The 22,236-nt window shown below is 73.6% G+C and carries 18 protein-coding genes; 5 read left to right on the top strand and 13 right to left on the bottom strand.

Features of this window, described 5'->3' with window-relative positions:
- Positions 1-18: 18 nt before the first annotated feature.
- Complete coding sequence (thiH, locus tag I6A81_RS33805; RefSeq protein ID WP_203005420.1) at positions 19-1,167, bottom strand: 2-iminoacetate synthase ThiH; 1,149 nt, start codon at positions 1,165-1,167, stop codon at positions 19-21.
- Positions 1,164-1,985, bottom strand: coding sequence for a thiazole synthase (locus tag I6A81_RS33800; protein WP_203005419.1), 822 nt, complete (start codon positions 1,983-1,985; stop codon positions 1,164-1,166). The genes thiH and I6A81_RS33800 overlap by 4 nt, the downstream gene beginning before the upstream one ends.
- 280 nt (positions 1,986-2,265) lie before the next feature.
- On the opposite strand from I6A81_RS33800, the gene I6A81_RS33795 reads away from it, so the two are divergent.
- Positions 2,266-3,336, top strand: coding sequence for a lytic transglycosylase (locus I6A81_RS33795; RefSeq protein ID WP_203005418.1), 1,071 nt, complete (start codon positions 2,266-2,268; stop codon positions 3,334-3,336).
- A gap of 10 nt (positions 3,337-3,346) precedes the next feature.
- A complete protein-coding gene (gene pknB, locus I6A81_RS33790; protein WP_203005417.1) occupies positions 3,347-5,419 on the top strand; it encodes a Stk1 family PASTA domain-containing Ser/Thr kinase in 2,073 nt (690 codons plus the stop codon).
- Positions 5,420-5,512: 93 nt separating this feature from the next.
- Here pknB and I6A81_RS33785 read toward each other — a convergent pair whose 3' ends face one another.
- From I6A81_RS33785 to I6A81_RS33765, 5 genes are all read right to left on the bottom strand, one after another.
- A complete protein-coding gene (locus I6A81_RS33785) occupies positions 5,513-6,901 on the bottom strand; it encodes a class II 3-deoxy-7-phosphoheptulonate synthase (protein ID WP_203005428.1) in 1,389 nt (462 codons plus the stop codon).
- Positions 6,902-7,142: 241 nt separating this feature from the next.
- Complete coding sequence (locus tag I6A81_RS33780; RefSeq protein WP_203005416.1) at positions 7,143-8,285, bottom strand: ABC transporter substrate-binding protein; 1,143 nt, start codon at positions 8,283-8,285, stop codon at positions 7,143-7,145.
- A 191-nt stretch (positions 8,286-8,476) separates the two neighbouring features.
- Positions 8,477-9,178 (bottom strand): ABC transporter permease, encoded by a 702-nt coding sequence (locus I6A81_RS33775; RefSeq protein WP_203005415.1) that lies wholly within the window; start codon positions 9,176-9,178, stop codon positions 8,477-8,479.
- Between the two features lie 278 nt (positions 9,179-9,456).
- Positions 9,457-10,281 carry an ABC transporter ATP-binding protein gene (locus I6A81_RS33770; RefSeq protein ID WP_203005414.1) on the bottom strand — a complete coding sequence of 275 codons (825 nt, stop codon included), beginning with the start codon at positions 10,279-10,281 and terminating at the stop codon, positions 9,457-9,459.
- 28 nt (positions 10,282-10,309) lie between these two features.
- The gene (locus I6A81_RS33765; protein ID WP_203005413.1) at positions 10,310-11,404 is read right to left on the bottom strand and encodes a TauD/TfdA family dioxygenase; all 1,095 of its coding nucleotides are present in this window, start codon (positions 11,402-11,404) and stop codon (positions 10,310-10,312) included.
- A gap of 212 nt (positions 11,405-11,616) precedes the next feature.
- On the opposite strand from I6A81_RS33765, the gene I6A81_RS33760 reads away from it, so the two are divergent.
- Entirely contained in the window at positions 11,617-12,321 is a 705-nt protein-coding gene (locus I6A81_RS33760; protein WP_238429925.1) for a GntR family transcriptional regulator, read from the top strand.
- A 154-nt stretch (positions 12,322-12,475) separates the two neighbouring features.
- Here the strand turns inward: I6A81_RS33760 and I6A81_RS33755 are convergent, their stop codons facing one another.
- The 6 genes from I6A81_RS33755 to I6A81_RS33730 form a co-directional block, all read right to left on the bottom strand.
- Positions 12,476-13,504, bottom strand: coding sequence for a 6-phosphofructokinase (locus I6A81_RS33755; RefSeq protein WP_203005411.1), 1,029 nt, complete (start codon positions 13,502-13,504; stop codon positions 12,476-12,478).
- A 300-nt stretch (positions 13,505-13,804) separates the two neighbouring features.
- Positions 13,805-14,320 (bottom strand): polyadenylate-specific 3'-exoribonuclease AS, encoded by a 516-nt coding sequence (locus I6A81_RS33750; protein ID WP_203007428.1) that lies wholly within the window; start codon positions 14,318-14,320, stop codon positions 13,805-13,807.
- 133 nt (positions 14,321-14,453) lie between these two features.
- The gene (locus tag I6A81_RS33745) at positions 14,454-15,731 is read right to left on the bottom strand and encodes an ornithine cyclodeaminase family domain (protein WP_203007429.1); all 1,278 of its coding nucleotides are present in this window, start codon (positions 15,729-15,731) and stop codon (positions 14,454-14,456) included.
- A 304-nt stretch (positions 15,732-16,035) separates the two neighbouring features.
- Positions 16,036-16,728, bottom strand: a complete 693-nt coding sequence (locus tag I6A81_RS33740; protein ID WP_203007430.1) for a DUF308 domain-containing protein — start codon at positions 16,726-16,728, stop codon at positions 16,036-16,038.
- Positions 16,721-17,749 carry an alpha/beta hydrolase gene (locus I6A81_RS33735; RefSeq protein ID WP_203010404.1) on the bottom strand — a complete coding sequence of 343 codons (1,029 nt, stop codon included), beginning with the start codon at positions 17,747-17,749 and terminating at the stop codon, positions 16,721-16,723. Before I6A81_RS33735 ends, I6A81_RS33740 begins: the two co-directional genes overlap by 8 nt.
- Before the next feature lie 19 nt (positions 17,750-17,768).
- On the bottom strand, positions 17,769-18,620 hold the full coding sequence (locus tag I6A81_RS33730; RefSeq protein WP_203007432.1) for an alpha/beta hydrolase: 852 nt from the start codon (positions 18,618-18,620) through the stop codon (positions 17,769-17,771).
- A 429-nt stretch (positions 18,621-19,049) separates the two neighbouring features.
- Between I6A81_RS33730 and I6A81_RS33725 the strand changes: the two genes are divergently transcribed.
- Both I6A81_RS33725 and I6A81_RS33720 read left to right on the top strand, forming a co-directional pair.
- Complete coding sequence (locus I6A81_RS33725; protein WP_203007433.1) at positions 19,050-19,958, top strand: lysophospholipid acyltransferase family protein; 909 nt, start codon at positions 19,050-19,052, stop codon at positions 19,956-19,958.
- A 173-nt stretch (positions 19,959-20,131) separates the two neighbouring features.
- Positions 20,132-22,018 carry a hypothetical protein gene (locus I6A81_RS33720; RefSeq protein WP_203007434.1) on the top strand — a complete coding sequence of 629 codons (1,887 nt, stop codon included), beginning with the start codon at positions 20,132-20,134 and terminating at the stop codon, positions 22,016-22,018.
- The last annotated feature ends 218 nt before the right edge of the window (positions 22,019-22,236 follow it).

Raw genomic sequence — 22,236 nt, 5'->3', positions numbered from 1 at the left:
CGGACGCGCGCCGTGGCCTCAGGAACGGCCCGCGACCAGCGGGAAGGCGTCCTTCCAGACCGGGTCGTAGCCGGCCTCGACGAGCATCGCCGCGACGGCGTCCGGCGGGCGTTCGTCGCTGATCGAGAACTGTTCCTGCGCGCTGCCCGGCGTCCCGTAGCCGCCGGGCTCGGTGGACGAGCCGGCGCTCATCGTGGTCACCGCGATCCGGACCAGCCCGTCGCGCATCGGCGCCGGCTCCCGGGTCGAAAGCGACAGGTCCAGGTCGGGTTCGTAGAGCCGCAGCGCGGCGTGCGCCTGCACGAACTCGGCGTCGTCGACGACGACGACCGGCGGGAACCCCGCCGCGTTCGGCTTGATCCGCGGCAGGGCCGCGGTGACCTCCGTCCGCCAGTACCGCCGGGACAGGAACGTGGCGTGCGCGGCGAGCGCGAGCACGTCGGCCCGCCAGTCGACGGCCAGGCCCAGCAGCACGCCCACGCCCAGCCGGCGGACCCCGGCGGCGCCGGCCCGGTCGAACGACGACAGCCTCCGGTCGAAGTCGCGCTTCCAGCCGGCGACGTGGACCTCGCGGTAGCGGGCCCGGTCGTAGGTCTCCTGGTAATGGACGGCGCCGACGAGGCCCGCGGCGACGAGCCGGGCGTAGGTGTCGTCCGACCAGGTCTGCGTCTCGATCGAGATCGCCGGGAACAGCGGGGACAGCCGTTCGACGATCTCGACCAGGTAGTCGGCGGAGACCTCGACCCGGTGCTCGCCCGAGACGAGCAGCAGGTGGCGGAAACCTCGCTCGGCGAGCAGCCGCGCCTCCGTCTCGGTCTCGCCGGCGGACAACGTCCGGCGCACGACCGGCAGCCCCTTGGAGAAGCCGCAGTACGTGCACGACGACAGGCAGGCGTTCGAGACGTACAACGGGGCGAACAGCCGCACCGCGCGGCCGAAACGGCGCAGCGTCGTCTCGCGGGCGACGCGGGCCAGCTCCTCGAGCCGGCCGGTCGCCGCCGGGGAGAGCAGGACGGCGAGGTCGGACAGGCCAAGCCGGCCACCGGCGCGGGCGGTGGCGAGCACGGAGGTCACGGCGGCGTCGCCGGCGCGCCCTCCCGCGGCCGCGAGCCTCGGCGGGTCCAGGTCTGCGAGGACCTTCGCGAACTCCCCTGGCGGCGCGCTCACGGCGCGACGCTCCCCGGCTGGGCGCCGAGGAAGCCCGTCAGCGGTGAGGACGCCTCGGCCATGGTCGGCGCGCCCACGGCGCCCCGGCCGGCGAGGTAGCCGAGCCGGCCGGCGACTGTCGCGAGCGCGAACGCCCGCGCCATCGCCACCGGGTCGCGCGCCACCGCGATCGCGGTGTTGACGAGGACCGCGGCCGCGCCGATCTCCATCGCCTCGGCGGCGTCGGACGGGACGCCGATACCCGCGTCGACCACGACCGGCACGCCGGCCGCCTCGATGATCACTTCGAGGGCGTCGCGGGTACGCAGGCCACGATTGGAGCCAATCCAGCTGCCCAGCGGCATGACGGTCGCGCAGCCGGCCTCCTCCAGCCGGCGGGCGAGCACCGGGTCGGCCGGGCAGTAGGGCAGCACGGTGAAACCGTCGGAGACCAGCAGCTCCGCGGCGCGCAGCGTCTCCACCGGGTCCGGCGCGAGCGTGCGGGGGTCGGGGGTGACCTCGAGCTTGACGAGCTGGCTGCCGGTCGCGGCCCGGCCAAGCCGGGCGAGCCGGTGCGCCTCCTCGGCGGTCACGGCGCCCGACGTGTTCGGCAGCAGCGTCATTCCCGGCGGGACGAAGTCGAGCACGTCGCCCTCGCCCGCCCGCGCGAGGTCGACCCGGCGCAGCGCGACCGTGACGATCTCGGCCCCGCTGGCCACGAGGCTGTCCCGCATCAGCGCGTGGCTACCGAACTTCCCCGTTCCGACCATGAGCCGGCTGGAGAAGTCCTGCCCCGCGATCCGCAGCGGCTCGTCCTCGGCCAGCGCTTCCAGAATCATCGCTCCCCATCCCCACGCGCGCATGACCGCGATCGGGTCGACGGGTCGCCGACGGATCTGGTCGGCCTCTCAGCCCGCCTCCGCGGGCTCCCCGGGTCCGGCGAGGATTCTATGCCCGGGTCGCCTCCCGCGGGGCCCGGCGAAGCCCGACATCGGGGGACCCGGGCACGTCCCCCTGCGCGTACCACATGGTCCCTGCGCCCGACAGTCAGATGATCTTGTCGTCGCGCGCTCGATCCGTCACTGTCGGTCGTTGCCGCCCGGCTTCGGAAGGAACCGCATGCGACCACGACGCCCGACGCGCCGACCCGCGCCGCCGCGAGTCATCCGGCCCGGCCGGGCGACCCGGCGAGGCGTCGGGATGCTGGCCGGCCTGCTGACCGTCGCGGCCCTGAGCGGCGCGGCGGCCGGTGGGTGGGGTCCGTACGAGGTCGGCCCCGGAGACTCGCTGTGGTCGCTCGCCGAACGGCACGGCACGACGGTCGAGCGGATCAGGACCATGAACGGCCTGTCCACCGACGATCTGAAGATCGGGGAGCTTCTGTACCTGCCGGGCTCCCGCCCCGGGACGGCCCCGGCGGCCCCGCCAGGTCAGGGAGGCGGAGCCGGCGAGACCGGGGCCGCGCCACCCGGGGGGCACGTCGTCGAGCCAGGCGAGTCGCTGTCGCTGCTGGCGGCCCGGGCGGGCCTGACCGTAGCCGAGCTCGCCGAGCTCAACGGGCTCGACCCGGGCGACGGCCTCCAGATCGGCCAGCTCCTGCTGATCGTCCCGCCCGGCTCCCCCGTCGCCGGCGCGACGGGAACGGCCGCGGCGGGCACCGCCGCGGCCGCCATGACGGACACCGCCGCGGCGACCGCCGCCGCCGCGAGCGGTGGCGCCTACGGCGCCGGGGCCGGGCCCGGCGCGGCGGGCGCCGTGGGGGGCGGCCCGCCCGCGAGCGGCGACGAGCGGGCGATCAGGCAGTTGATCCGCGCCGAGGCGGCGCGCCAGGGCGTCGACCCGGCGCTGGCGCTCGCGGTCGCCTCCGTCGAGTCCGGCTTCGACCCGACGGCGGTCAGCCACGTCGGCGCGGTCGGCGTCATGCAGCTGATGCCCCGCACCGCGGCCTGGCTGGCCGGAATGCTCGGCCAGCCGATCGACCGGGCCGACGCGCACGACAACATCACCGGTGGGGTGGCGTTCCTGCGTTTCCTGCTAGGTGCGACTTCACCGGACCAGCTGACCGCGATCGGGGCGTATTACCAGGGGCTTGACTCAGTGCGACGCCACGGTTTCTTCCCGGATACGGCCGGGTATGTCTGGAAGGTGACCACACGACGGGCCGAGTTCGCCCAAGGCGCGCAATCGTAAACTGGCCGACGTGGATGCCACGGTCGCCGACCCCGTCATCGGTCGCCTGCTCGACGGCCGGTACACCGCGCAGGAGCGGCTGGCCGTCGGCGGTATGGCGACGGTCTACGTCGCGCACGACAACCGCCTCGACCGGATGGTCGCCCTCAAGGTGATGCATCCGAACTTGATGCACGAACCGGACTTCGTCGCCCGGTTCCATCGGGAGGCCCGGGCGGTCGCCCAGTTGAACACCCCGCGGGTGGTCTCCGTGATGGATTACGGCTCGGCGCAGACGCCGGCCGGGGTCCTGAACTACCTGGTCATGGAACTGGTGCGCGGCCGGTCTCTGCGCCAGCACCTGGGCGCGCACGGCCACCTCGACCCCTACGAGTCACTGGAGATCGTCGAGGCCGTCGCGGACGCGCTGACCGCCGCCCATGTGGCCGGCATCATTCACCGGGATATCAAGCCGGAGAACATCCTGCTCGGCGACGACGGCCAGGTGAAGGTCGCCGACTTCGGCCTCGCCCGCCCGCTCGCCCAGCCGACCGCCGCGCTCACCCAGGGCGTGGTGATGGGAACGGTCGGATATCTTGCGCCCGAGCAGGTCACGCACGGCACCTCCGACTACCGCAGCGACGTGTACGCGGCCGGTGTCGTGCTGTTCGAGATGCTCACGGGCCAGCTGCCGCACACGGGCGCGACCCCGATGTCGGTCGCCTACCAGTCGGTGCACGGCGACGTCCCCGCGCCGTCGACGATCGTCCCCGGCATTCCGCGCGAGCTCGACGCCCTCGTGCTGCGGGCCACCGCCCGCCGGCCGGACGCGCGGCCGGCCGACGGTGTCGCGTTCCTGGAGGAGATCCGCCAGGTCCTGCCCTACGTCGGCGACGCCATGCCGGCCGGCGCCGCGGTGGCGTCCTACCAGGACGAGTACGCCCCGCCGGCCGCGGCGGACCGCTACGCCCCCACGCGGATGGAGGCCCGGCCGGGCGGGCTGGACGAGTACCACGAGACCCCGGCCTACCTGGACGAGTCCGGCTACCCGCGGGACCCCGGCCACCCGGGCGGCCGCGGCCACCGCGAGGGCCGCGGCGGACCGGACGCTGGCGCGCCGGCCAGGCGGGCCCACGCGAACGCGCCGCGCGCCGGCCACCGCCGCGACGGATTACGGGTCGGCGGCTGGCGGCCGCCGACGTGGGCGTGGGGTGTGGTCGCCGCCGTCGTGGCCCTGATCCTGGTCGTCCTCGCCGCGCGGGCGCTGGTCAGCGGCGGCGCCGGCGGCTCGGTGCCGCTGCTGACCGGGCTGTCCAAGGAGGACGCCGAGGCGGAGCTGAGCACCGACGGCCTGAAGTGGGCCTACGGCACGCCGGTGAACCACCCGACGATCCCCGAGGGCAAGGTCGTCGACCAGTCCCCCAAGGGCAACGCCACGGTCGAGCCGGGTGACACGGTCACCATCATCCTGTCGCTCGGGCCGGAGAAGATCCCCGTCCCCAACCTCAGCGGGATGTCCCTGGAGGCGGCGCAGGACCAGCTCGAGGCGGAGAACCTCGTCTTCGGCGGCACCCAGCAGGAGCCCAGCGACGACGTCGAGGAAGACAAGATCATCAGGACCGACCCGCCGGCCGCCCAGCCGGTCATCGAGGGCACCCAGGTCACCCTGGTGATCAGCAGCGGCAAGAACGAGGTCCAGGTCCCCTCCGACATCATCGGCAAGAGCTACAACGAGGCGAAGGCCGAGCTGGAGGCGCTGGGTCTGCAGGTCAGGCGGGACGTCGACCAGAGCGGCGCGGTCTCGCGCGACCGGGTCGCGCGCACGTCGCCGGACCCGGGCCAGACGGTGAAGGCCGGGGACACCGTCACCCTGTTCGTGTCGGCCGGCGGTGGCGGCGACGGCTCCGGGGTGATGGTCCAGGTGCCCGACGTCCAGGGCAGGACCTGGAAGGACGCCGAGCGGATCCTGCGCGGCGCGGGCCTGAGGCCGGAGAAGGACTGGCTGTCCGGATGGAAGAACGACCGGGACAAGGTGCAGTTCACCGCCCCCGAGGGCGGCACCGTGGTCGAGCGCGGTTCCAAGGTCTCGGTCCGGCTGAACTGACCCGCCGCCGGGCCGCGACCGGCACCAGCCCACGAGAAAGGGGGCGAGCCCGCCGGGCTCGCCCCCTTTCCGTCGTCTCTGGCGTGACCGCGGTCAGGCGTGCCGCGAGTGGGCGGCCCGGCGGGCGCGGGTGGCCTGGAGCATCTCGGCCACCAGGAAGGCCAGCTCCAGCGCCTGGCTGGTGTTCAGCCGCGGGTCGCAGGCCGTCTCGTAGCGGCCGGCGAGGTCGGCCTCGCCGATCTCCTGGCCGCCGCCGAGGCACTCGGTGACGTCGTCGCCGGTCAGCTCGATGTGCAGGCCGCCGGGATGGGTGCCGAGCTCCTTGTGGACCTCGAAGAAGCCCAGTACCTCGTCGAGCACGTCGTCGAAGTGGCGGGTCTTCACCCCGCTCACGTCGCGGGTGTTGCCGTGCATCGGGTCACAGGCCCAGACGACCGGGTGGCCCGCGCCGTTGACCTTCTCGACGATCGAGGGCAGCGCGTCCCGGATCTTGCCGGCGCCCATCCGCGAGATCAGCGTGAGCCGGCCGGGGATGTGATCCGGGTTGAGCTTCTCGACCAGCGCGATGACCTCGTCGGGCGTCGCCTTCGGCCCCACCTTGCAGCCGATCGGGTTGCCGACCCTGGACAGGAAGTCCACGTGCGCGCCGTCGAGGTCGCGGGTGCGCTCGCCGATCCAGATCATGTGGGCGGACAGGTCGCAGACCGCGCCGGTCGCCTCCTCCACCCGGGTGAGCGCCCGCTCGTACTCCAGCAGCAGGCCCTCGTGGCTGGTGTACAGCTCGACGCCGCCGAGCTCGGCGGTGCGCTGCAGGTCGATGCCGCAGGCGGCCATGAACGCCAGCGCCCGCTCGATGTCGGTCGCCATCACCTCGTAGCGCCGGCCAGCGGCCGAGTCCCGCACGAACGCCTTGTTCCACTCGTGCACCTGGGACAGGCTGGAGAAGCCACCGGACGCGAACGCCCGGATCAGGTTCAGGGCGGCGGCGCTGTGGTGGTAGGAGGCCACCATCCGCGCCGGGTCGGGGCGCCGGGCCTGCGCAGTCACCGCGATGTCGTTCACCGCGTCGCCCCGGTACGAGGGCAGGCCGGTGGACGCCTCGATGTCCGCGGACCGCGGCTTGGCGTACTGACCGGCGATCCGGGCGACCTTCACCACCGGGGTGCTCGCGCCGTAGGTGAGCACCACCGCCATCTGCAGCAGCGTCTTCACCTTGTCACGGATCTTGTTCGCGGTGTTGGCCGCGAAGGTCTCGGCGCAGTCGCCCCCCTGCAGCAGGAACGCCTCGCCCCGGGCGACGGCCGCCAGGTGCTCGGTCAGCGAGCGGACCTCGGGGGCGGTCACCAGCGGAGGCAGCGCCGACAGCTGGGTGTAGGCGGCCCGCAGCTCGCCCTGGTCCGGCCAGTTCGGCTGCTGCTTGACGGGGAGCGTGCGCCAGAAGTCCAGGTCCGGCCGCGACCGCTCGAGATCCGTCTGGGCCATCGGCGCCCAGTCCTGTCCGCCGTCAGTTCGGAGGTCACTCACACTGCCAGCGTACGGGCACCCGTAGAACGTTTCCTGTCAGTTTCAGCGCACCCTGGGCGCGGCGGACCTCGACGGGCCAGACGCAGGGACGCCACCTGGTGGTGGCAAACCAGGTGGCGTCCCGCGAGCGCCGGAGTCGAGAGCACGGACGACGCGGCCGGCAAGGGGGCCGCGGGTGACCGTCGCGGCCCGCCCTGGGCTAGTTGAGCGGCCCGTTGACCCAGGACATCAGCGCGCTGTTCGCCCGCAGCTTCTGGAACCACTCCTCGGCGTTCGCGACCTCGGCGGGGTCGTAGTCGGCCGGTGGCGCCGGTGAGCTCTGCTCGATGTCGAGCTTGACCTCGTTCTGCCAGTAGTACGGGCTGGCCGGCGCGAACACCTTCGACGTCAGGTCCTCCGGCGTCAGGAAGTCGGTGAACTCTGTGGCGAGGAGCTTCACCTGGTCCACCGGCAGGCTGCCGGCCGACGCGGTGTTCACCAGGTCGGTGAGCTTGGGCGCCGCGCTGTCGAGGTTGTCGTCGATGTACCGGGACGTCTTCAGGACGACAGCGAGGACCTTGAGTGCCAGCTCCGGGTTCTCGTCCAGCCAGCCCTGGCTGGTCGTCCAGGTGTCGTAGGCCAGCCCGGCCGGGCCGAGCACCTCGTAGCCGCCGACGTTCACGTAGTCATCCGGGTGGTCCAGCAGCAGCGCGCTCTGGATCGGCAGGCTGCCTGTGTAGAAGTCGCCCTCCCCGCTCTGGAACGCGGCCGCCGCCTTGGCGTCGTCGGCGAAGTTGTTGATCTTTACTGACTCCGGGTCGATGCCCGCCGCCTGCAGGCCAGCCGCGATCGGCGCGAAGTTCTGCGAGCCGACGATGTTGAATGTCTTGCCGACCCACGACCGCAGGACGGTCGTCTTCGCCTCCTCGGGCGCGCGGCCCTGGTCGACGAGATCGGCGTACACGGGCGGGTCGTCCTCCGTCCGCCCGACCAGGAAGAAGCCCAGGAACTGGTCGCGGATGATGTAGTTCCGCAGGGTCGGCGCCGTCTGGGCCAGCGGCACCAGCCCTCGGATCGTCCCCGCGCCCACGTCCAGCTGGCCGGTCTGGACAGCCTGGTAGATGGCGTCGTTGGACGGGAGTGTCTTGAACTCGAACTTGATGCCCTGCTCGGTGGCGAAGCCCAACTGCTGAGCCAGCGGCAGCGTCTGGTTGTCGAGGAACGGCCCGATGCCGACCCGGACGGTGGTCAGATCCGGCCCGGATGGCTCATCGGGCGACGAGGACGAGCAGGCACCGAGAGCCACGACCACGAGGGCGGCGACGGCCGCCCCCACGCGTGGGCGCCACGGTCTTCTGGACATTCTTGCTCCCTTTCTCTTCCATTCTTTTCGCCCTGTTTCTGGGCAGGATGTCGCGCTGTTTTTGGGCAGGATGAGGACACGTTCCGGGCGGAGTCGACCGCCGCCGTCCCAGCGGCGCGGCGCCGCGGGTGTTTCGCGGGCGCCCCGCGGCGGCTCGACGTGCCGTCGGCCGTCCCGACGCGCGGGGCCTCCTAGCCCGCGCGGAAGGCCGTTTCCGTGGCGGAGGGCTGTTCTCGGGTGGTCCAGGCGGTGAGCGGCCGCTCCACCAGCACGATGACGCGGTCGAGGACGGTGGCGAGCAGCCCGTAGATGACGACGACGACGAGAACACCCGCGGTGTCTATGTACTGCTGCCGCGTCATCATGAGGTAGCCCAGACCGTTCTGGGACCCGATCAGCTCGGCCGCGACGTCGAGGCCCCAGGCCGCGGCAGCCGAGAAGCGCACCGCCCCGAGCAGGTGCGGGAAGATGCTCGGCAGCACGACCGTGCGGTAGATGGTCCGACGGGTCGCGCCCAGGGTCGCGGCGGCCCGGATATGTGTGGGACTGACGTTGCGTACCGCGTCGAGCGTCGTCACGCTGAGCACGACGCTCGTCCCCATCGCGATCAATGCGATCTGCGGTCCTCTGCCGATTCCAAACCACAGAAGAAACAATGGGATCAGCGCGAATACCGGCGTCGGCCTGATGAAATCGAGGACACCGCCGAGAAGGTCCCGCAGCAGCTGTGAGTACGCGAACGCGAGGCCCATGCCGACACCCAGCGCGAGCCCCAGGCCATATCCGGTGAGCGTCATCCCGACGCTGGTGACGAGCGCCCCGGGCAGGGCATCCCGCATGTCGACGAACGCGGACCACATGGCCGTCGGCGTCGGCAGGTAGATCTCGCGCACGAGCCCGCCGTAGGAGGCCGCGCACCACGCCGCGACGAGCAGCGTGGGGACCAGGGCCCGGAGGAGGGCGCGCCGGGCCAGGCGACGCGCCGACGGCCGGAGCCACGACCGGCGCCTCGACCCTGGCCCAGCACCGGCTGGCCGTGAGGCTCCTGCCCGCGCCGTCGTCGTCGCGGGCGCCGCGGGCGCCGCGGGCGCCGTGCCCGTCAGGGCAGACGGCGGCGCTGTGACGGTGGTCGCTACCGAGGTCGTGGCCGCCACCGGCCTCGTGGGCGCCGTCATGCCGCCCCCCTGACATCGGCTGCCGCCTCGGCGGCCTCGACCAGCCGCCCGAGCCGCCGGCGGAGATCCTGGAACTCGGGCGTCAGCTTCACCTCCGCGGGCCGGGGCCGTGGCAGCGGTATCTCCAAGGTTTCGGCGACCCGGCCAGGCCGCGGCGCCAGCACGACGACCCGGTCGGACAGGTACACCGCCTCCTCGAGGTCGTGGGTGACGAACAGGACCGTCATCCGCGACCGTTCGAAGATCTCCTCGAACTCGGTCTGCAGCCGCTGTTTGGTCATCATGTCGAGCGCGCCGTACGGCTCGTCCATGAGCAGCACCGGCGGGTCGACGGCCAGCGCGCGAGCGATGTCGACCCGCTTGCGCATGCCACCGGAGAGCTGCCGCGGCCACAGGCCGGCGCTGGACCGCAGCCCGACCAGGTCCAGCGCCTCGTCGACGAGGCGCGCCCGCTCGTGGCGCGGCACACCGCGGACCTTCAGCCCGTAGGCGACGTTCGTCCGGACCCGCATCCAGGGGAAGACCGCGTCATCCTGGAATACCATCGCGCGCTCCGGCCCGGCCCCGACGACGGCCCGGCCACCGTAGCGGACCTCGCCGTGCTCGGGTCGGACGAACCCGGCGACCGTGCCGAGCAGTGTGGTCTTGCCGCAGCCGGACGGGCCGACCAACGCGACGAACTCGTGGGGCGCTACCACGAGGTCGATGCCGGCGAGGATGGCCCGCCCACCGAGCCGCACATGCAGCGAGCACAGTTCGAGACACCCCGCGCCCGCCTCCGGCGAGTCGATGTCCTCCGGGTCCATGTCCTCCGGGTCCATGTCCCGCGGACCCCTTGAGCGGTTCATGTCAGTTCATCCCGGCGTTCTTCAGCGGCACGCCGCCCCGGCCGACGCCGTCGGTGTTGACACCGCGGTCCCAGTCGAACGGCAGTGGACGGGCATTGTGCATCGCGATCCAGAGCCGCAGCAGCAGCCGCCGTTGAGCCGGGTCGTCGGCGTCGTGGAACCTCGACCGGCCGTGCAGCACGCTGTAGTTGTTGACGACCATGAGGTCGCCCGAGGTGAAGTCGACCTCCGCCCCGCCCTCGGCGGCGATCTCGTCGAAGACGTCCATAAGGCGTCGCTGGCGCGCCGTGAGCGGGGGCGCGCCGGGCGCGGTCTGGGCCCCCTCGATCATCTCCCGGGAGTAGCGGGTGCTGATCGAGCTTCCGATGATCACGCACAGCCGGGTGAGGTAGAAGGGATCCTCCCCGTCGGGTTGTTCCTCGTTGCGGTCGAACGCGAAGAAGTCCTCCAGCAGCGGCACGAGCAGTTCCGGCTCGCGGCGGGCGATCTCGCGCACTGTGCGGGCCGAGCTGGAGATGAAGGAGTTGCCGCCGGTCACCGCCTGGCGCACGCACATGAGCGCCAGCAGGTCCGATCCGTCCGTGTGGTGGCGCAGCGGGTCGTTGGTGTCCTCAGGTTTCGTGTCCCGGCCCCGCCGCGGGTCGCGCAGGTCCCTCAGGCGAGCCAGCACCTTGCCGCCGCCCATCTGGTTGACCGGGTGGCCGAGTCGGCTACCGATGGCCCAGAGCAGGTTCTCGTTGTAGAGGATGTCGGCGTCGTCGCGGCTCACCGGCAGGTTGCGCAGCCGGGCGATGCCCACGCCGCCCTCCAACGAGCTCTCGCACCGTCCGAAGAAGCCGGCCAGGCCCTCTGTCGCGGGGAGCCAGGCGCCCGGCGACCGGTTCGTCCGCCAGTCGCCGGAGGCGGCGCTCGTCGCGCGCACCGCGTCGCGCAGCTGGTCCGCCTGGGCATCGGTCAGCGTCAGCTCCCAGCTGTCCCGGCGTGCCTGGAGGCTGGCCGCGTCCCAGCAGGCCGGGTCCTCGATCGTCGCGACGTACGCGGCGATCTTCGACAGCCCGGCGCGGTGGGTCGCGCCGGTTGGAGTCGCAACAGTCATCGAGCCCCCTGCGAAGCTTGGCATACCAACTTGGTATGCCAAGCTGGTATGCCAAGTGAAGACAGCACCGATGACAGCCCGCTTGCCCGCCCGTTTCCGGGCGGTAAAAGCATGCGGCCTTCCGATCAAGGCGAGACTACCGACGAGCCACTGGTATGCCAGAATGGTCGCGACGGCTCGGACCTGGGGATGATCGCGGAGATGCGCACGGCATGGACGACGAGGACGCGGTGACCGACCGGCTCGCGGGCGAGGACTCACCCTCGCCGGCGGAGTCGTTGGCGGACAAGGTCTGCCGGGAGATCCGCGATCGCATCATCGCCGGCACCTACGCGCAGGGGTCACGCCTGCGGGAGCGGGAGATCGCGGACGCCCTCGGGGTGTCCCGCATACCGGTGCGAGAGGCGCTGCCCCGCCTGCAGTCGGACGGCTTCATCACCACGTCGCCCCGGCGCGGGGCGACCGTCGCGGAGCTGACGATGCGCGACATCGAGGAGTTGTACGCCGTCCGGCTGGGCGTCGACGTCTACGGCACGCGGCTCGCCGCCCAGCGGGTGGCCGCGGGCGCCTCGCCCGCGGCCCTGGTCGCCGCGGTCGACGCCGCTGACGACGCCCTCGCGAGGGGCGAGTTCACGGAGATCATCGCGGCGAACGCCGACATCCATGAAGTGATCATCGAGCTCGCCCAGAACTCGCTGCTCTCGGCGCTCATGCGCCCGGTCTCCGGACGCGCTCGCTGGATCTCCCGACTGTCCGCGGCACCCGACCCGCGGGTCGCGTGCCGCGAACATCACGACCTTCGGGACGCCATCTGCTCCGGCAACACCGACCTCGCCGCCGCGCTGGCCTACGCGCACATCGAGGGCGGCCGAGAACCGACACTGGCCGTGCTCAAGGGCATCCTGCCGCCCGGTTGATCTCATCGCACGGCCGGCCGCGGGCGCCGCGGCGGCACGATCGTGCTTCGAGCGACCACGGCGCCGGGCCGGGTGGTCGGCACCCGCGGGCACGGGTGCCGGTCAGCCGGTATACCACTGGCTGCCACCCGACCGGCTCCCCGTACGGGCGACCTCAGCCGAAGAAGACCTCGGCCTCGGCGTAGAGCTCCTCCGGGACCAGCTTGAGCTCGCGGACGGCGTCGCGCAGCGGGACGCGCTCGATCCGGGTGCCCCGCAGCGCCGTCATCGTGCCGAAGGCGCCGTCGTGCACCGCGTCGATCGCGTGCAGCCCGAAGCGGGTCGCGAGCCAGCGGTCGAACGCCGTGGGGGTGCCGCCGCGCTGTACGTGCCCGAGGACGGTGGCGCGCGACTCCCGTCCGGTCCTCGCCTTGATCTCCGCCTCCAGCACCCCGGAGATGCCCTGCAACCGGACGTGCCCGAACGCGTCCAGCTCGCCGTCCTTGATCACCATCGTGCCCGCCAGCGGGGTGGCCCCCTCGGAGACCACGATGATCGGCGCGTAGTGGGTCGCGAACCGGCTCTCCACCAGCGCGCAGACCTTGTCGATGTCGAAGGGCCGTTCCGGGATGAGGATGACGTTCGCGCCGCCCGCCATCCCGCTGTGCAGCGCGATCCAGCCCGCGTGGCGGCCCATCACCTCGACGATGAGCACCCGGTGGTGGCTCTCCGCGGTCGTGTGCAGCCGGTCGATGGCCTCCATCGCGATGTTGACGGCGGTATCGAAGCCAAAGGTGTAGTCGGTCGCGGCCAGGTCGTTGTCGATCGTCTTCGGCACCCCGACGACGGGCACGCCGGCCTCCTCGGACAGCCGGCTGGCCACCCCGAGGGTGTCCTCGCCGCCGATCGCGATGAGCGCGTCGACGCCGTGGGCCGCGAGCGTCGCCCTGATCCGGTCGGCGCCGTCGGCCAGCTTGTACGGATTGGTCCGGCTGGAGCCGAGAATCGTGCCCCCACGGGGCAGGATGCCGCGCACCGCCCCCACGTCGAGCGGGACCGTGTCCCCCTCCAGCGGCCCGCGCCAGCCGTCGCGGAACCCGACGAAGCTGTGCCCGTACACGCCGACGCCCTTGCGCACGATCGCGCGGATCACCGCGTTCAGTCCAGGGCAGTCCCCGCCGCCCGTCAGCACACCGATCCTCACGGCACACGCCCTCCAGTGGATGACGACCCCGATCGACGACGGAGCGTAAGGCCGCGTGGTGGCCATCACAAGGTCCACATGCCGACGACCGGAAGACACCGGCGACACCCCGGGCGGCGCGTGGTCCCGCCCTGGGCACGGACCGCTCCCGTCGGGCGCGGCCCACGATCGCGACCCGCGCGCCGTCACCCGGCCGCCGCCCGCTCGCGGCCCGCTCGCGGCCCGCTCGCGAACCCGGTGCGCGGCGGCCCGCGGCCGCCCGGTTTCCCGGGCGGCCGACGTTCCCGGTGAGCGCCCGGGTCAGGCCACCCGTCCAGCCCGCAGCGGCGCGAGGATCCGCCACCGGGCCAGGTTGTGGCGGGCGTCGACCAGCGCGTCGTGCGCGCCCGGCGGCGGCGCGGGCAGCCGCGGCCGGCCGGTCTCGTCCCACAGCTGGCGCAGGTCGCGGGTGAACCGCGGTATCCCGGGCGGCAGCGCCGGCATCATGCCGAACAGCTGGCAGAGCACGACATGGTCGTAGGCGCCGTACCAGGCCCACAGCTCCACCTCGCCGTCGGCGGCGAGGAACGCGGCAAGATCATCACGGATCCTGGCGCGTGAGCGCCACTGGGGCGCCGAGGGCGGCGGCAGCTGGTCGAGGACGTTGCGGCGCACCCACGGCCCGGCCCGGCTCGGGTCGAACTCGGTGGAGACCGCGTAGTACTCGCGTTCCCCGTCCTCGCTGACCACCCCGATGCTCACCAGGTCGAGCCACAGATGGCCGTGGTCCATCCGCTCGATGAACTCGGTGTCGTAGAAGTACCGCTCGCCGCGCACCCCCCCAGTCAACCCGTTGCCGCTCGTCCCCGGCGACGAGGGTCACCAGGGGGCGGGGGTCGCCAGGGGCGGGGCGAGGGCGAGGAACGCGCCAGGGCGGGCCGCGCTCCGGCCGCGGCGAGCGGGCGGGCGGTCAGCGGCCGTCCGCGAAGGTGGCCGGCGGCGTCGGGGGCTGGTAGTCGGGGACGAGCTCCTTGGCCAGGTGTTCGAGGAACAGGCCCGTGTCGGCGACGACGCCGAGCGCCTGGGTGGCGGCCCGGTCGGTCAGCGCCGCGACCGTTGACGGGTTCATGTCGACGGCGGCGAGCGGCACCGAGGCCGGCAGGATGTTGCCGGTCGCGACCGAGTGCAGCGCGGTGGCGACCATGACGGTGAAGCCGACCCCGCGCAGCGCCGCGCGCATCGCGCGCTGGCCCGAGAGCACGTCGGTGTGGACGTCCGGCAGCGGCCCGTCGTCACGCACCGAGCCGACCAGCACGAACGTCTTGTTGGCCTTGACCATCGCGTGCATGACGCCCTGGGTCAGCACGCCCTGCTCGACCGCGGCCCGCACCGAGCCGGCCCGCCGGATCGTGTTGATCGCCCGGATGTGCTGCTCGTTGCCGCGCTGCACCCGCCTGCTGCGCAGCGGGCCGAGGCCGAAGGGGTGGCCGTAGAGGGACTGCTCGATGTCGAGCGTCGCCAGCGCGTTGCCGGCGAACAGCACGTCGACGTACCCGGCCTCGACGAGCGCGACCAGGGCGCCCCCGGCCCCGGTGCTGATCGCCGTCGGGCCGGCCACCCAGAGCACCTGCTGGCGCTCGGCCTTGACCTCGCGGATCTGCCGGGCGATGGCGCGCACCAGCATCGCCTGGGGCTGGGTGGACCCGGCGGGCGGCAGCGACAGCGCGCCGAACGTGCCGAAGGAGCGGGCCGAGTGGGTGGAGTGATCGGTGATCGGCAGCACCACCTTCACCCCGGACGAGCCGCAGACGATCTGGTCGCCGGCGCGGACCTCCGCGACGGGCACCGTGCGCACCCGACCCCCGGAGACGACCAGGCCGCAGTCCATCTCGGGCTGCTCCACCGGCACCCACTGGCCGTCGAGGTGCACGACGGTCTCCAGGTTGGTGGTGGCGTAGAAGTCCGCGGGGAACACCCCGTCGCGGTCGGCCGGCCGCAGCACGACCTCACCTGGCTCGAGCCGGTTGACCCCGTGCACCTGGATGCGCATGAGGACGCGCATCAGGAGGTCCTCGGAGTCGGCGCCAACCGTGATCACCGCGTGGGACTCGTCGTCGTGCGTCCTGCCCAGGTCGATGTGGTCGACCCGGTAGTCACCGCCGTAGTCGAGCACGTCATCGAGCACGCGGGCGAGCACGCCCGTATCCATGAGGTGCCCGTGGACCTCGACCTTCTCGTAGAAACGCACGCCGCCGTCCCTTTCTGTCCAGTTCCGGACGGCCCCAGCCCTGGGCCGCCCGTCCCGCCGGCCGAACCGGCACGCCCACCCGCCGGCGGCCGACCGGCCGCCCCACCCGGCCAGGGCCCTGCCTGGTCAGGGCGGCCACCCCGGTTGGATGACCATGCCAGGCCGGCGCCGCGCGCGCCAGGCACTCCGGCGACGCCGGCGGCCCGGCCGGATCCACCCAGCCTGGCGCACAGATCGTCGGCGCGCCACGGCTCGCCACCTCGTTGGTCGCCCGCCGCGCCGAGCACGAAACCGTGCCAGAGCGTCAGAGGACGGCGCCGTCGTCCGGGCCCTCCTCGTCGGTGGATGGACGATCACCCATCCGCGCGACCAGTACCCCTACTCCTCCCAGGATGAGGAGTACCCCGGCGATCTCCTGACTACCGCCCACAGCCAGGCTGAAGAGCTCCGGGATGAGCAGGATCACGACGCCGAGCACGATCGCGCCGACGGCCAGCCGGGTGACCGGCCGGATCCGGGGGGCCTTCGGCGGTGGCGGCGGCACGTAGTGGTCGTCGGCGGCGTCGGCCGCATCGTGGCCGTCGGCGCGGTCGGTGCCGGAACGCTCGCCCGCGGCGGCGTCGGCGCGGTCCTCGCCCGGCTTGTCGCCACCGCCCGCGCGGCGTGGGCCCGAGGCGCCGGCGAGGCCGCGCGCGATGGCGTCGTCGAGCTCGTCGCGAACGGTCCGGCCCCGTGCCGGCCCATCGCCGGCTCCAGAGCCTGGTGGGGCTGCCTGGTGCGGCCCACCCTCCCCGTCGTCGTCCGAGCCGTCCACGGCCGCGTCGACGGCCCGCGTCGGCTGCTCGCCGGCCCGGGCGGAGGTGACGTCCTCGGCCTCCGGCCAGTCCCGCTCGGCCGGCTCGTCATGGAAGCGGGAGACCAGGTCGGCGAAGACGTCGTCGTCCGCCGGACGGTCGGCGGGGCCGTCGGCCGGCCGGGGGTCGGGGGTGTCAGGCATCGGGCTCGACCGCCATGGCCGGGCCGGGAGCCACGGTCACCCGCGCCACGCCCGCCCGCGCCGCGGTGGCGGGCACGGGGGCGAGCGCCTGGACGAACTCCACGCTGCCCTGGAAGATCGTCTCCCGGTCGTTGTCCAGCGTGGCGACGTGGTAGCTGTCAGGCAGCAGCCGCTCGGTCACCGGAGCCGACGTGACCCCGGCCAGCAGCCGACGCCCGGAGCTGGGCTCGACCACATGGTCGACGACACTCCGGAACGTCAACACCGGGCAGACGATCCGGTGCAGGTCGGGCACCGTGACCGCCCACAGCTCACGCAGGGACGCGAACGCGCGCAGCGGAACCTCGTCGTAGCCGACATCGCGGACTCCGGGTGCCTTGATGTCGCTGTACCTCCCATACAGCCGGCCCCCTCGCGGCGACGAGCGCACCGACCGCACCACCCGGCCGGCGAGCGGGACGAGCCGCGTGGCCCACCGGTCGGAGCCAAGGCTTGGGTTGACGGTGACCACACCGGCCACCTGCGCGCCGCGCTCCTCGGCGAGCCGCAACACCAGTGTCCCGCCCATGGACAACCCCATGACGAAGACCCGCGCGTGCCCGCGGCGCAGATCCTCGAAGGCGTCGTCGACGGCGTCGTACCAGTCACGCCACCCGACGCTCGCCAGGTCCTGCCAACGCGTCCCGTGCCCCGGCAGCAGCGGGCAGCGCACGGTCAGCCCGGCCGCGGCAAGGAACTCGCCCCATTCCCGCACGCTGTACGGCGTCGCCGTCAGCCCGTGCAGGAGAAGGACCCCCGTCTCGTCGTCCAGGCCGCCGCTCCCACCGTCTCGCGCGCCCGCCAGCTCGAACGGCTCGAGGTCAGCCGGCCTGGCGCCCGGCCACCCGCCGGCGCGACTCGGAGCCCCGCCCTCGTCACGGCGGGCGCCACCACGACGGCGGGCGCCATCGTCACCGTGGGCACCATCGGCACGGCGGGCTCTACCAGGGCGGGCACCCTGGCGGGGCCCAGCGGGAGCCATCTGATCCGCCTCCGTCGTCTCAGGCATCGCCGTCCACGGCCGCCGGCCGCTGGGCGGGCGTGCCGGCGTGGACCCGGACGAACTCCACGCTGCCCTGGAAGATCGTCTCCCGGTCGTTGTCCAGCGTGGCGACGTGGTAGCTGTCAGGCAGCAGCCGCTCGGTCACCGGAGCCGACGTGACCCCGGCCAGCAGCCGACGCCCGGAGCTGGGCTCGACCACATGGTCGACGACACTCCGGAACGTCAACACCGGGCAGACGATCCTGGACAGATCCGGCACGGTGATCCTCCAGAGCTCCTGAAGGGAGATGAACGCCCGCACCGGGACCCGGTCGTAGCCGACCTCGCGCGCCCCGGCGGCCTTGATGTCGCTGGCGATCCCGGGGACCGACGGACGCACCCGCGCGATCAGCGGAGCCAGCCTGGCGTCCCAGCGGTCCGTGCCGAGGCTCGGGTTGACCGTGACCACGCCGGCCACCTCGGCGCCACGCTCCTCGGCGAGCCGCAACGTCAGCGTCCCACCCATCGACAGCCCCATCACGAACACCTGGCTGTGGCGCGCCCGCAGCTGCCCGAAGGCCTCGTCGACGGCGCCGTACCAGTCACGCCAGCCTGTCCCGGCCAGGTCCCGCCACCGGGTGCCGTGGCCGGGCAGCAACGGGCACCGCACGTCGAGCCCCGCGGCCGCGAGGGACTCGCCCCATGGCCGCATGCTCTGCGGAGTGCCGGTGAAGCCGTGCACCAGCAGCACCCCGACGTCGCCCGAGGCACCCAGCTCGAACGGCTCGGCGCCGGGCAGCAGGGTGCCCGGCCGCGCCGCGATGCCTGGGGAGGCCAACGCGCCACCCCGTCCCTGGTCGGCAGAAGCCATCGGACCCGCCTTCCCCACGTCGCCTACGGCCCGCGCCTGGCGAAAATGTTGGCACGGCACCCTCTGGTCGAACCACGGCCGGGGCCCGCCCATGCCAGGATCCTCGACCGTCCCGGCCGCGCCGTGCCCCGGAACGCCGGCGACCCCCGCGCCAGGTCGATCGGTGGGTGACGCTACTGAGCCGCACCTGTACCGAACCTACGGAACAACACCGGCCCCGGTCCGGCGGTTCGACCGGAAGCCGGGGACACCCGACGGTGACGCGGGACGGGGGATTGCTCCCGGGCACCGGCCCGGAAGGCTAGGGTCGATTCGACCATCGGGCACGGCCGCCGGGACGACCGGTGGCACCAGGACCGGTGGCATCAAGAATGCTGGCCCCGGGCGCCGGAGACCGTGGGCCGCGGCGCGGCCGAGCAGGGAGCTGCCGTGTTCTACTGGGTCGTCAAGGTGTTCCTGTCCCCGTTCCTGCGCATGTTCTGGCGGCCCTGGGCCGAAGGGCTGGAGCATGTGCCCGCCGAAGGACCGGCGATCCTGGCCAGCAACCACCTGTCCTTCCTCGACTCGATCTTCCTTCCGTTCGTGGTCCCCCGGCGGGTGACGTTCCTGGCGAAGAGCGACTACTTCACCCAGCGCGGGGTGAAGGGCCGGGCGAAACGGATGTTCTTCAGCGGCGTCGGGCAGCTGCCGATCGACCGCAGCGGCGGGAAGGCCAGCGACGCCGCGCTGCGATCCGGAGTGCGCGTGCTCGGGCAGGGCAAGCTGCTCGGCATCTATCCCGAGGGCACCCGCTCGCCGGACGGCCGGCTCTACCGCGGCAAGGTGGGCGTGGCCCGGATGGCCCTGGAGTCCAAGGTCAAGGTGATCCCGGTCGCGATGATCGGCACGTTCGAGGTCCAGCCGCAGGGCCGCACGATGCCGAAGATCCGCCGGGTCGGCATCCGGATCGGCCGGCCGCTGGACTTCAGCCGCTACGAGGACATGGCCGACGACCGGTTCGTACTGCGATCCATCACCGACGAGATCATGTACGAGCTCATGCAGCTGTCGGGCCAGGAGTACGTCGACGTGTACGCCCAGCGGGCCAAGGACGAGATCGCGACCGCCCGCGCCGCCGCGGCGGCCGAGGCCGCCGGCCTCGCCGCCGCGAACGGCTCACCGGCGGCGAAGCCCTCGAAGGCCCCGAAGGCCCCGAAGCCGGCCAAGCCCGCCAGACCCACGAGGCCCGCCAAGCCCAGGGGCGCGGACGCCGCGACGCCGCCGGACACGGGCTCCGCGACGCCCACGGACGGCCGGGACACCTCGGCCGCCGCGCGCCACGGCTCCCCCGGGCTCTGACCGGCTGCCTGGCCGACGCCACCGCCACGCCCGACGTGTCAGCTGCTTCGGCACCACTCCCGCGACACCGTCGGCGAGGATCCGCGCCGGCCGGTAACCACCGTCCGCGCGCCCGGGCGGGCCGACCCCGGCCCGGAGGGCCTCAGGGCGCCTGGCACGGCAGGATAGGGGACGTGGGGGCATATTCCGCGCACGACCAGGCCGCGTGCCCGCCCGCCCGCCGGCGCGCGGCCGGCGCCCTGCTGGCCGGTCTCCTGCTCACGCTGGCGTCCTGGCCGGTGGTGTTCCCGGTGGCGGCGCGCGCCGCCACGGCTCCGGCCACGCGGACGGCTCCGGACCGGCAGACGACTCCGGCCACGCCGGCCGGCCCGACCGGCTCACGGATCTCCCAGCAGACCGCCCAGACCGGCTCCCAGACCTCCCCGGCCGGCTCCGCCGGTCTCGCGACGACCCCGGGCGCCACGCAGGCGCCGCCGGGGACGGTCACCCGGACCAACCAGTACCTGACCGACACCGAGGGCCGGGTGCTCATCGCGCACGGCCTGCTGCTGCCGGCCGGAGTCACCCCGGCCGCGACGGACCTGGACGGCTGGATCGGCATGGGGCTCAGCGTGGTGGGGGTGACGGTCCCGCTGACCACCGCGGGCCGCTTCCCCGACCCGCTCGCCGGCGCCGCCAGCCCCTCCCAGGGCGACCCGGGCCTCACCAGCGCGGCCGCGCTGGTCAGGACGCTGACCGACCGGGGCTTCCGGGTGGTGCTGCGGGTCGTCCCGGCCGACGGGCGCGCCGTCGCGTCGGCCTCCGCGCTGACCGCCGCCGTCGGCCGGCTGGCCGCCGCGTTCCGCGACACCGGTGGGCTGATCGGCTACGAGATCACCGCGCAGGAGGCGGCGCGCGCGCCCGGCGCGGCGGCGGCCGTCCGCGCGGCCGACCCGTTCCACCTGCTCTGGCGGGAGCAGCCGGCTCCGTTCAACTCGGCGGCGACGGTCGCGGTCAACGACCCGGCCGGCTACCTCACCGGCTGGCCGGGCGGCGAGGACGCGGCGTTCACCGCCGCCGCGGACGGCAACCTGATCGGCTGGCTCTACCCGGCGGCCACTGGCGGCGCCCCGGCGGCGCTGGCCAGGCCCTACCCGCTGGCGGTCGCCGGTGACCCGGTCGAGTTCGGAGTCGACGCCGCCGGCACGTTCACCCTGCGTTACCGGGTGGCGCTGCCCACCGGCGGCGCCGCGCCGGCCGGCCTGGCGACCGCGGTCAGCCTGCCGGCGGCGGCCTACCCCACCGGCTACCGGGTCGAGCTGACCGGCGGCCGGGTGCTCTCGCGGCCCGACTCGGCGCTGCTGTGCCTGGCCGCGGACCCGGGCGCGGCCGAGATCACGCTGCGGGTCGCCCGTACCCCGGCGGGGACGGCGCCGCTCGCGCCGCCCGCCGCCGGAGCCGCCGCCTGCGCGGCGGTGGCCGCGGCCCCGACGAGCCCGGCGGCGACCGCCTCCGTCGTCGCCGGCGGCGACGAGGACGAGCACAACAGCCCGCTGCTGTGGGCGCTGCCGCTGCTGGGCGCGGCCGGAATGGCGCTTGTGCTGGCCGTCCCGTTCCGCGCGCTGCGCCGGATGCGAGTCGCCTCCCGCCCCACCGCGACGGGCCTCGATGACGACCCGTCCGAGGGCTATGTGACCCCTGACGGCTATGTGACCCCTGACGACCCGCTCCCCGCCGGGCGGCCGACGCCCCACGCCCAGGCGGTCCAGCCCCATGCCCAGGCTGGCCAGCCGCACGCCGCCGCGGACGCCGGCCGGGAAGCCGGCGACGCATGGGATCCCAGGGACCCGTGGGACGACGACGCCGGCCGGCGGGCGCCCGCGCCGCCCGCCGACACCCGCCGCGACGCCGTGGACGAGGACGAGGGCACCCGGGAACGGGATCCGGCCTTCGGCGGCCTCGAACCGCTCGACGCCGACGAGGACCACGACCGGCCCGCCCCCGCGGCGGGCGCCGAACCCACCACGGGCCACCGGCCCGCCACGCCCCCAGCCGGCCGCCACCGCGCGACCCGCCGCTAGGCCCCCCTTCCAAACGAAACCCAGCCAAGAACCCGACCCGATACCAGGACCGACCCCGGGCCCACAGGTCCTACCCGGCACCAGTCCGGTCGGGGCGCCCCGCGCCCCGACGGCGAAGCGGCAATGGCCGCCCCTGGGCGCCCAAACGAAACCCAGCCAAGAACCCGACCCGATACCAGGACCGACCCCGGGCCCACAGGTCCTACCCGGCACCAGTC

Origin of the sequence: Frankia nepalensis (genome assembly GCF_016786325.1) — a bacterium.
Taxonomy (GTDB): Bacteria; Actinomycetota; Actinomycetes; order Frankiales; family Frankiaceae; genus Pseudofrankia; species Pseudofrankia nepalensis.
Note: the sequence above shows the minus strand (reverse complement) of the source record. Positions and strands in the feature narration are given on the sequence as shown.

Excerpts from the sequence above, each read along its gene's own strand:
- I6A81_RS33800 (WP_203005419.1), bottom strand. The coding sequence starts at position 1,985 with ATGATTCTGGAAGCGCTGGCCGAGGACGAGCCGCTGCGGATCGCGGGG.
- I6A81_RS33795 (WP_203005418.1), top strand. The coding sequence starts at position 2,266 with ATGCGACCACGACGCCCGACGCGCCGACCCGCGCCGCCGCGAGTCATC.
- I6A81_RS33785 (WP_203005428.1), bottom strand. The coding sequence starts at position 6,901 with ATGGCCCAGACGGATCTCGAGCGGTCGCGGCCGGACCTGGACTTCTGG.
- I6A81_RS33780 (WP_203005416.1), bottom strand. The coding sequence starts at position 8,285 with ATGTCCAGAAGACCGTGGCGCCCACGCGTGGGGGCGGCCGTCGCCGCC.
- I6A81_RS33770 (WP_203005414.1), bottom strand. The coding sequence starts at position 10,281 with ATGGACCCGGAGGACATGGACCCGGAGGACATCGACTCGCCGGAGGCG.
- I6A81_RS33765 (WP_203005413.1), bottom strand. The coding sequence starts at position 11,404 with ATGACTGTTGCGACTCCAACCGGCGCGACCCACCGCGCCGGGCTGTCG.
- I6A81_RS33760 (WP_238429925.1), top strand. The coding sequence starts at position 11,617 with ATGGACGACGAGGACGCGGTGACCGACCGGCTCGCGGGCGAGGACTCA.
- I6A81_RS33740 (WP_203007430.1), bottom strand. The coding sequence starts at position 16,728 with ATGCCTGACACCCCCGACCCCCGGCCGGCCGACGGCCCCGCCGACCGT.
- I6A81_RS33735 (WP_203010404.1), bottom strand. The coding sequence starts at position 17,749 with ATGGCTCCCGCTGGGCCCCGCCAGGGTGCCCGCCCTGGTAGAGCCCGC.
- I6A81_RS33730 (WP_203007432.1), bottom strand. The coding sequence starts at position 18,620 with ATGGCTTCTGCCGACCAGGGACGGGGTGGCGCGTTGGCCTCCCCAGGC.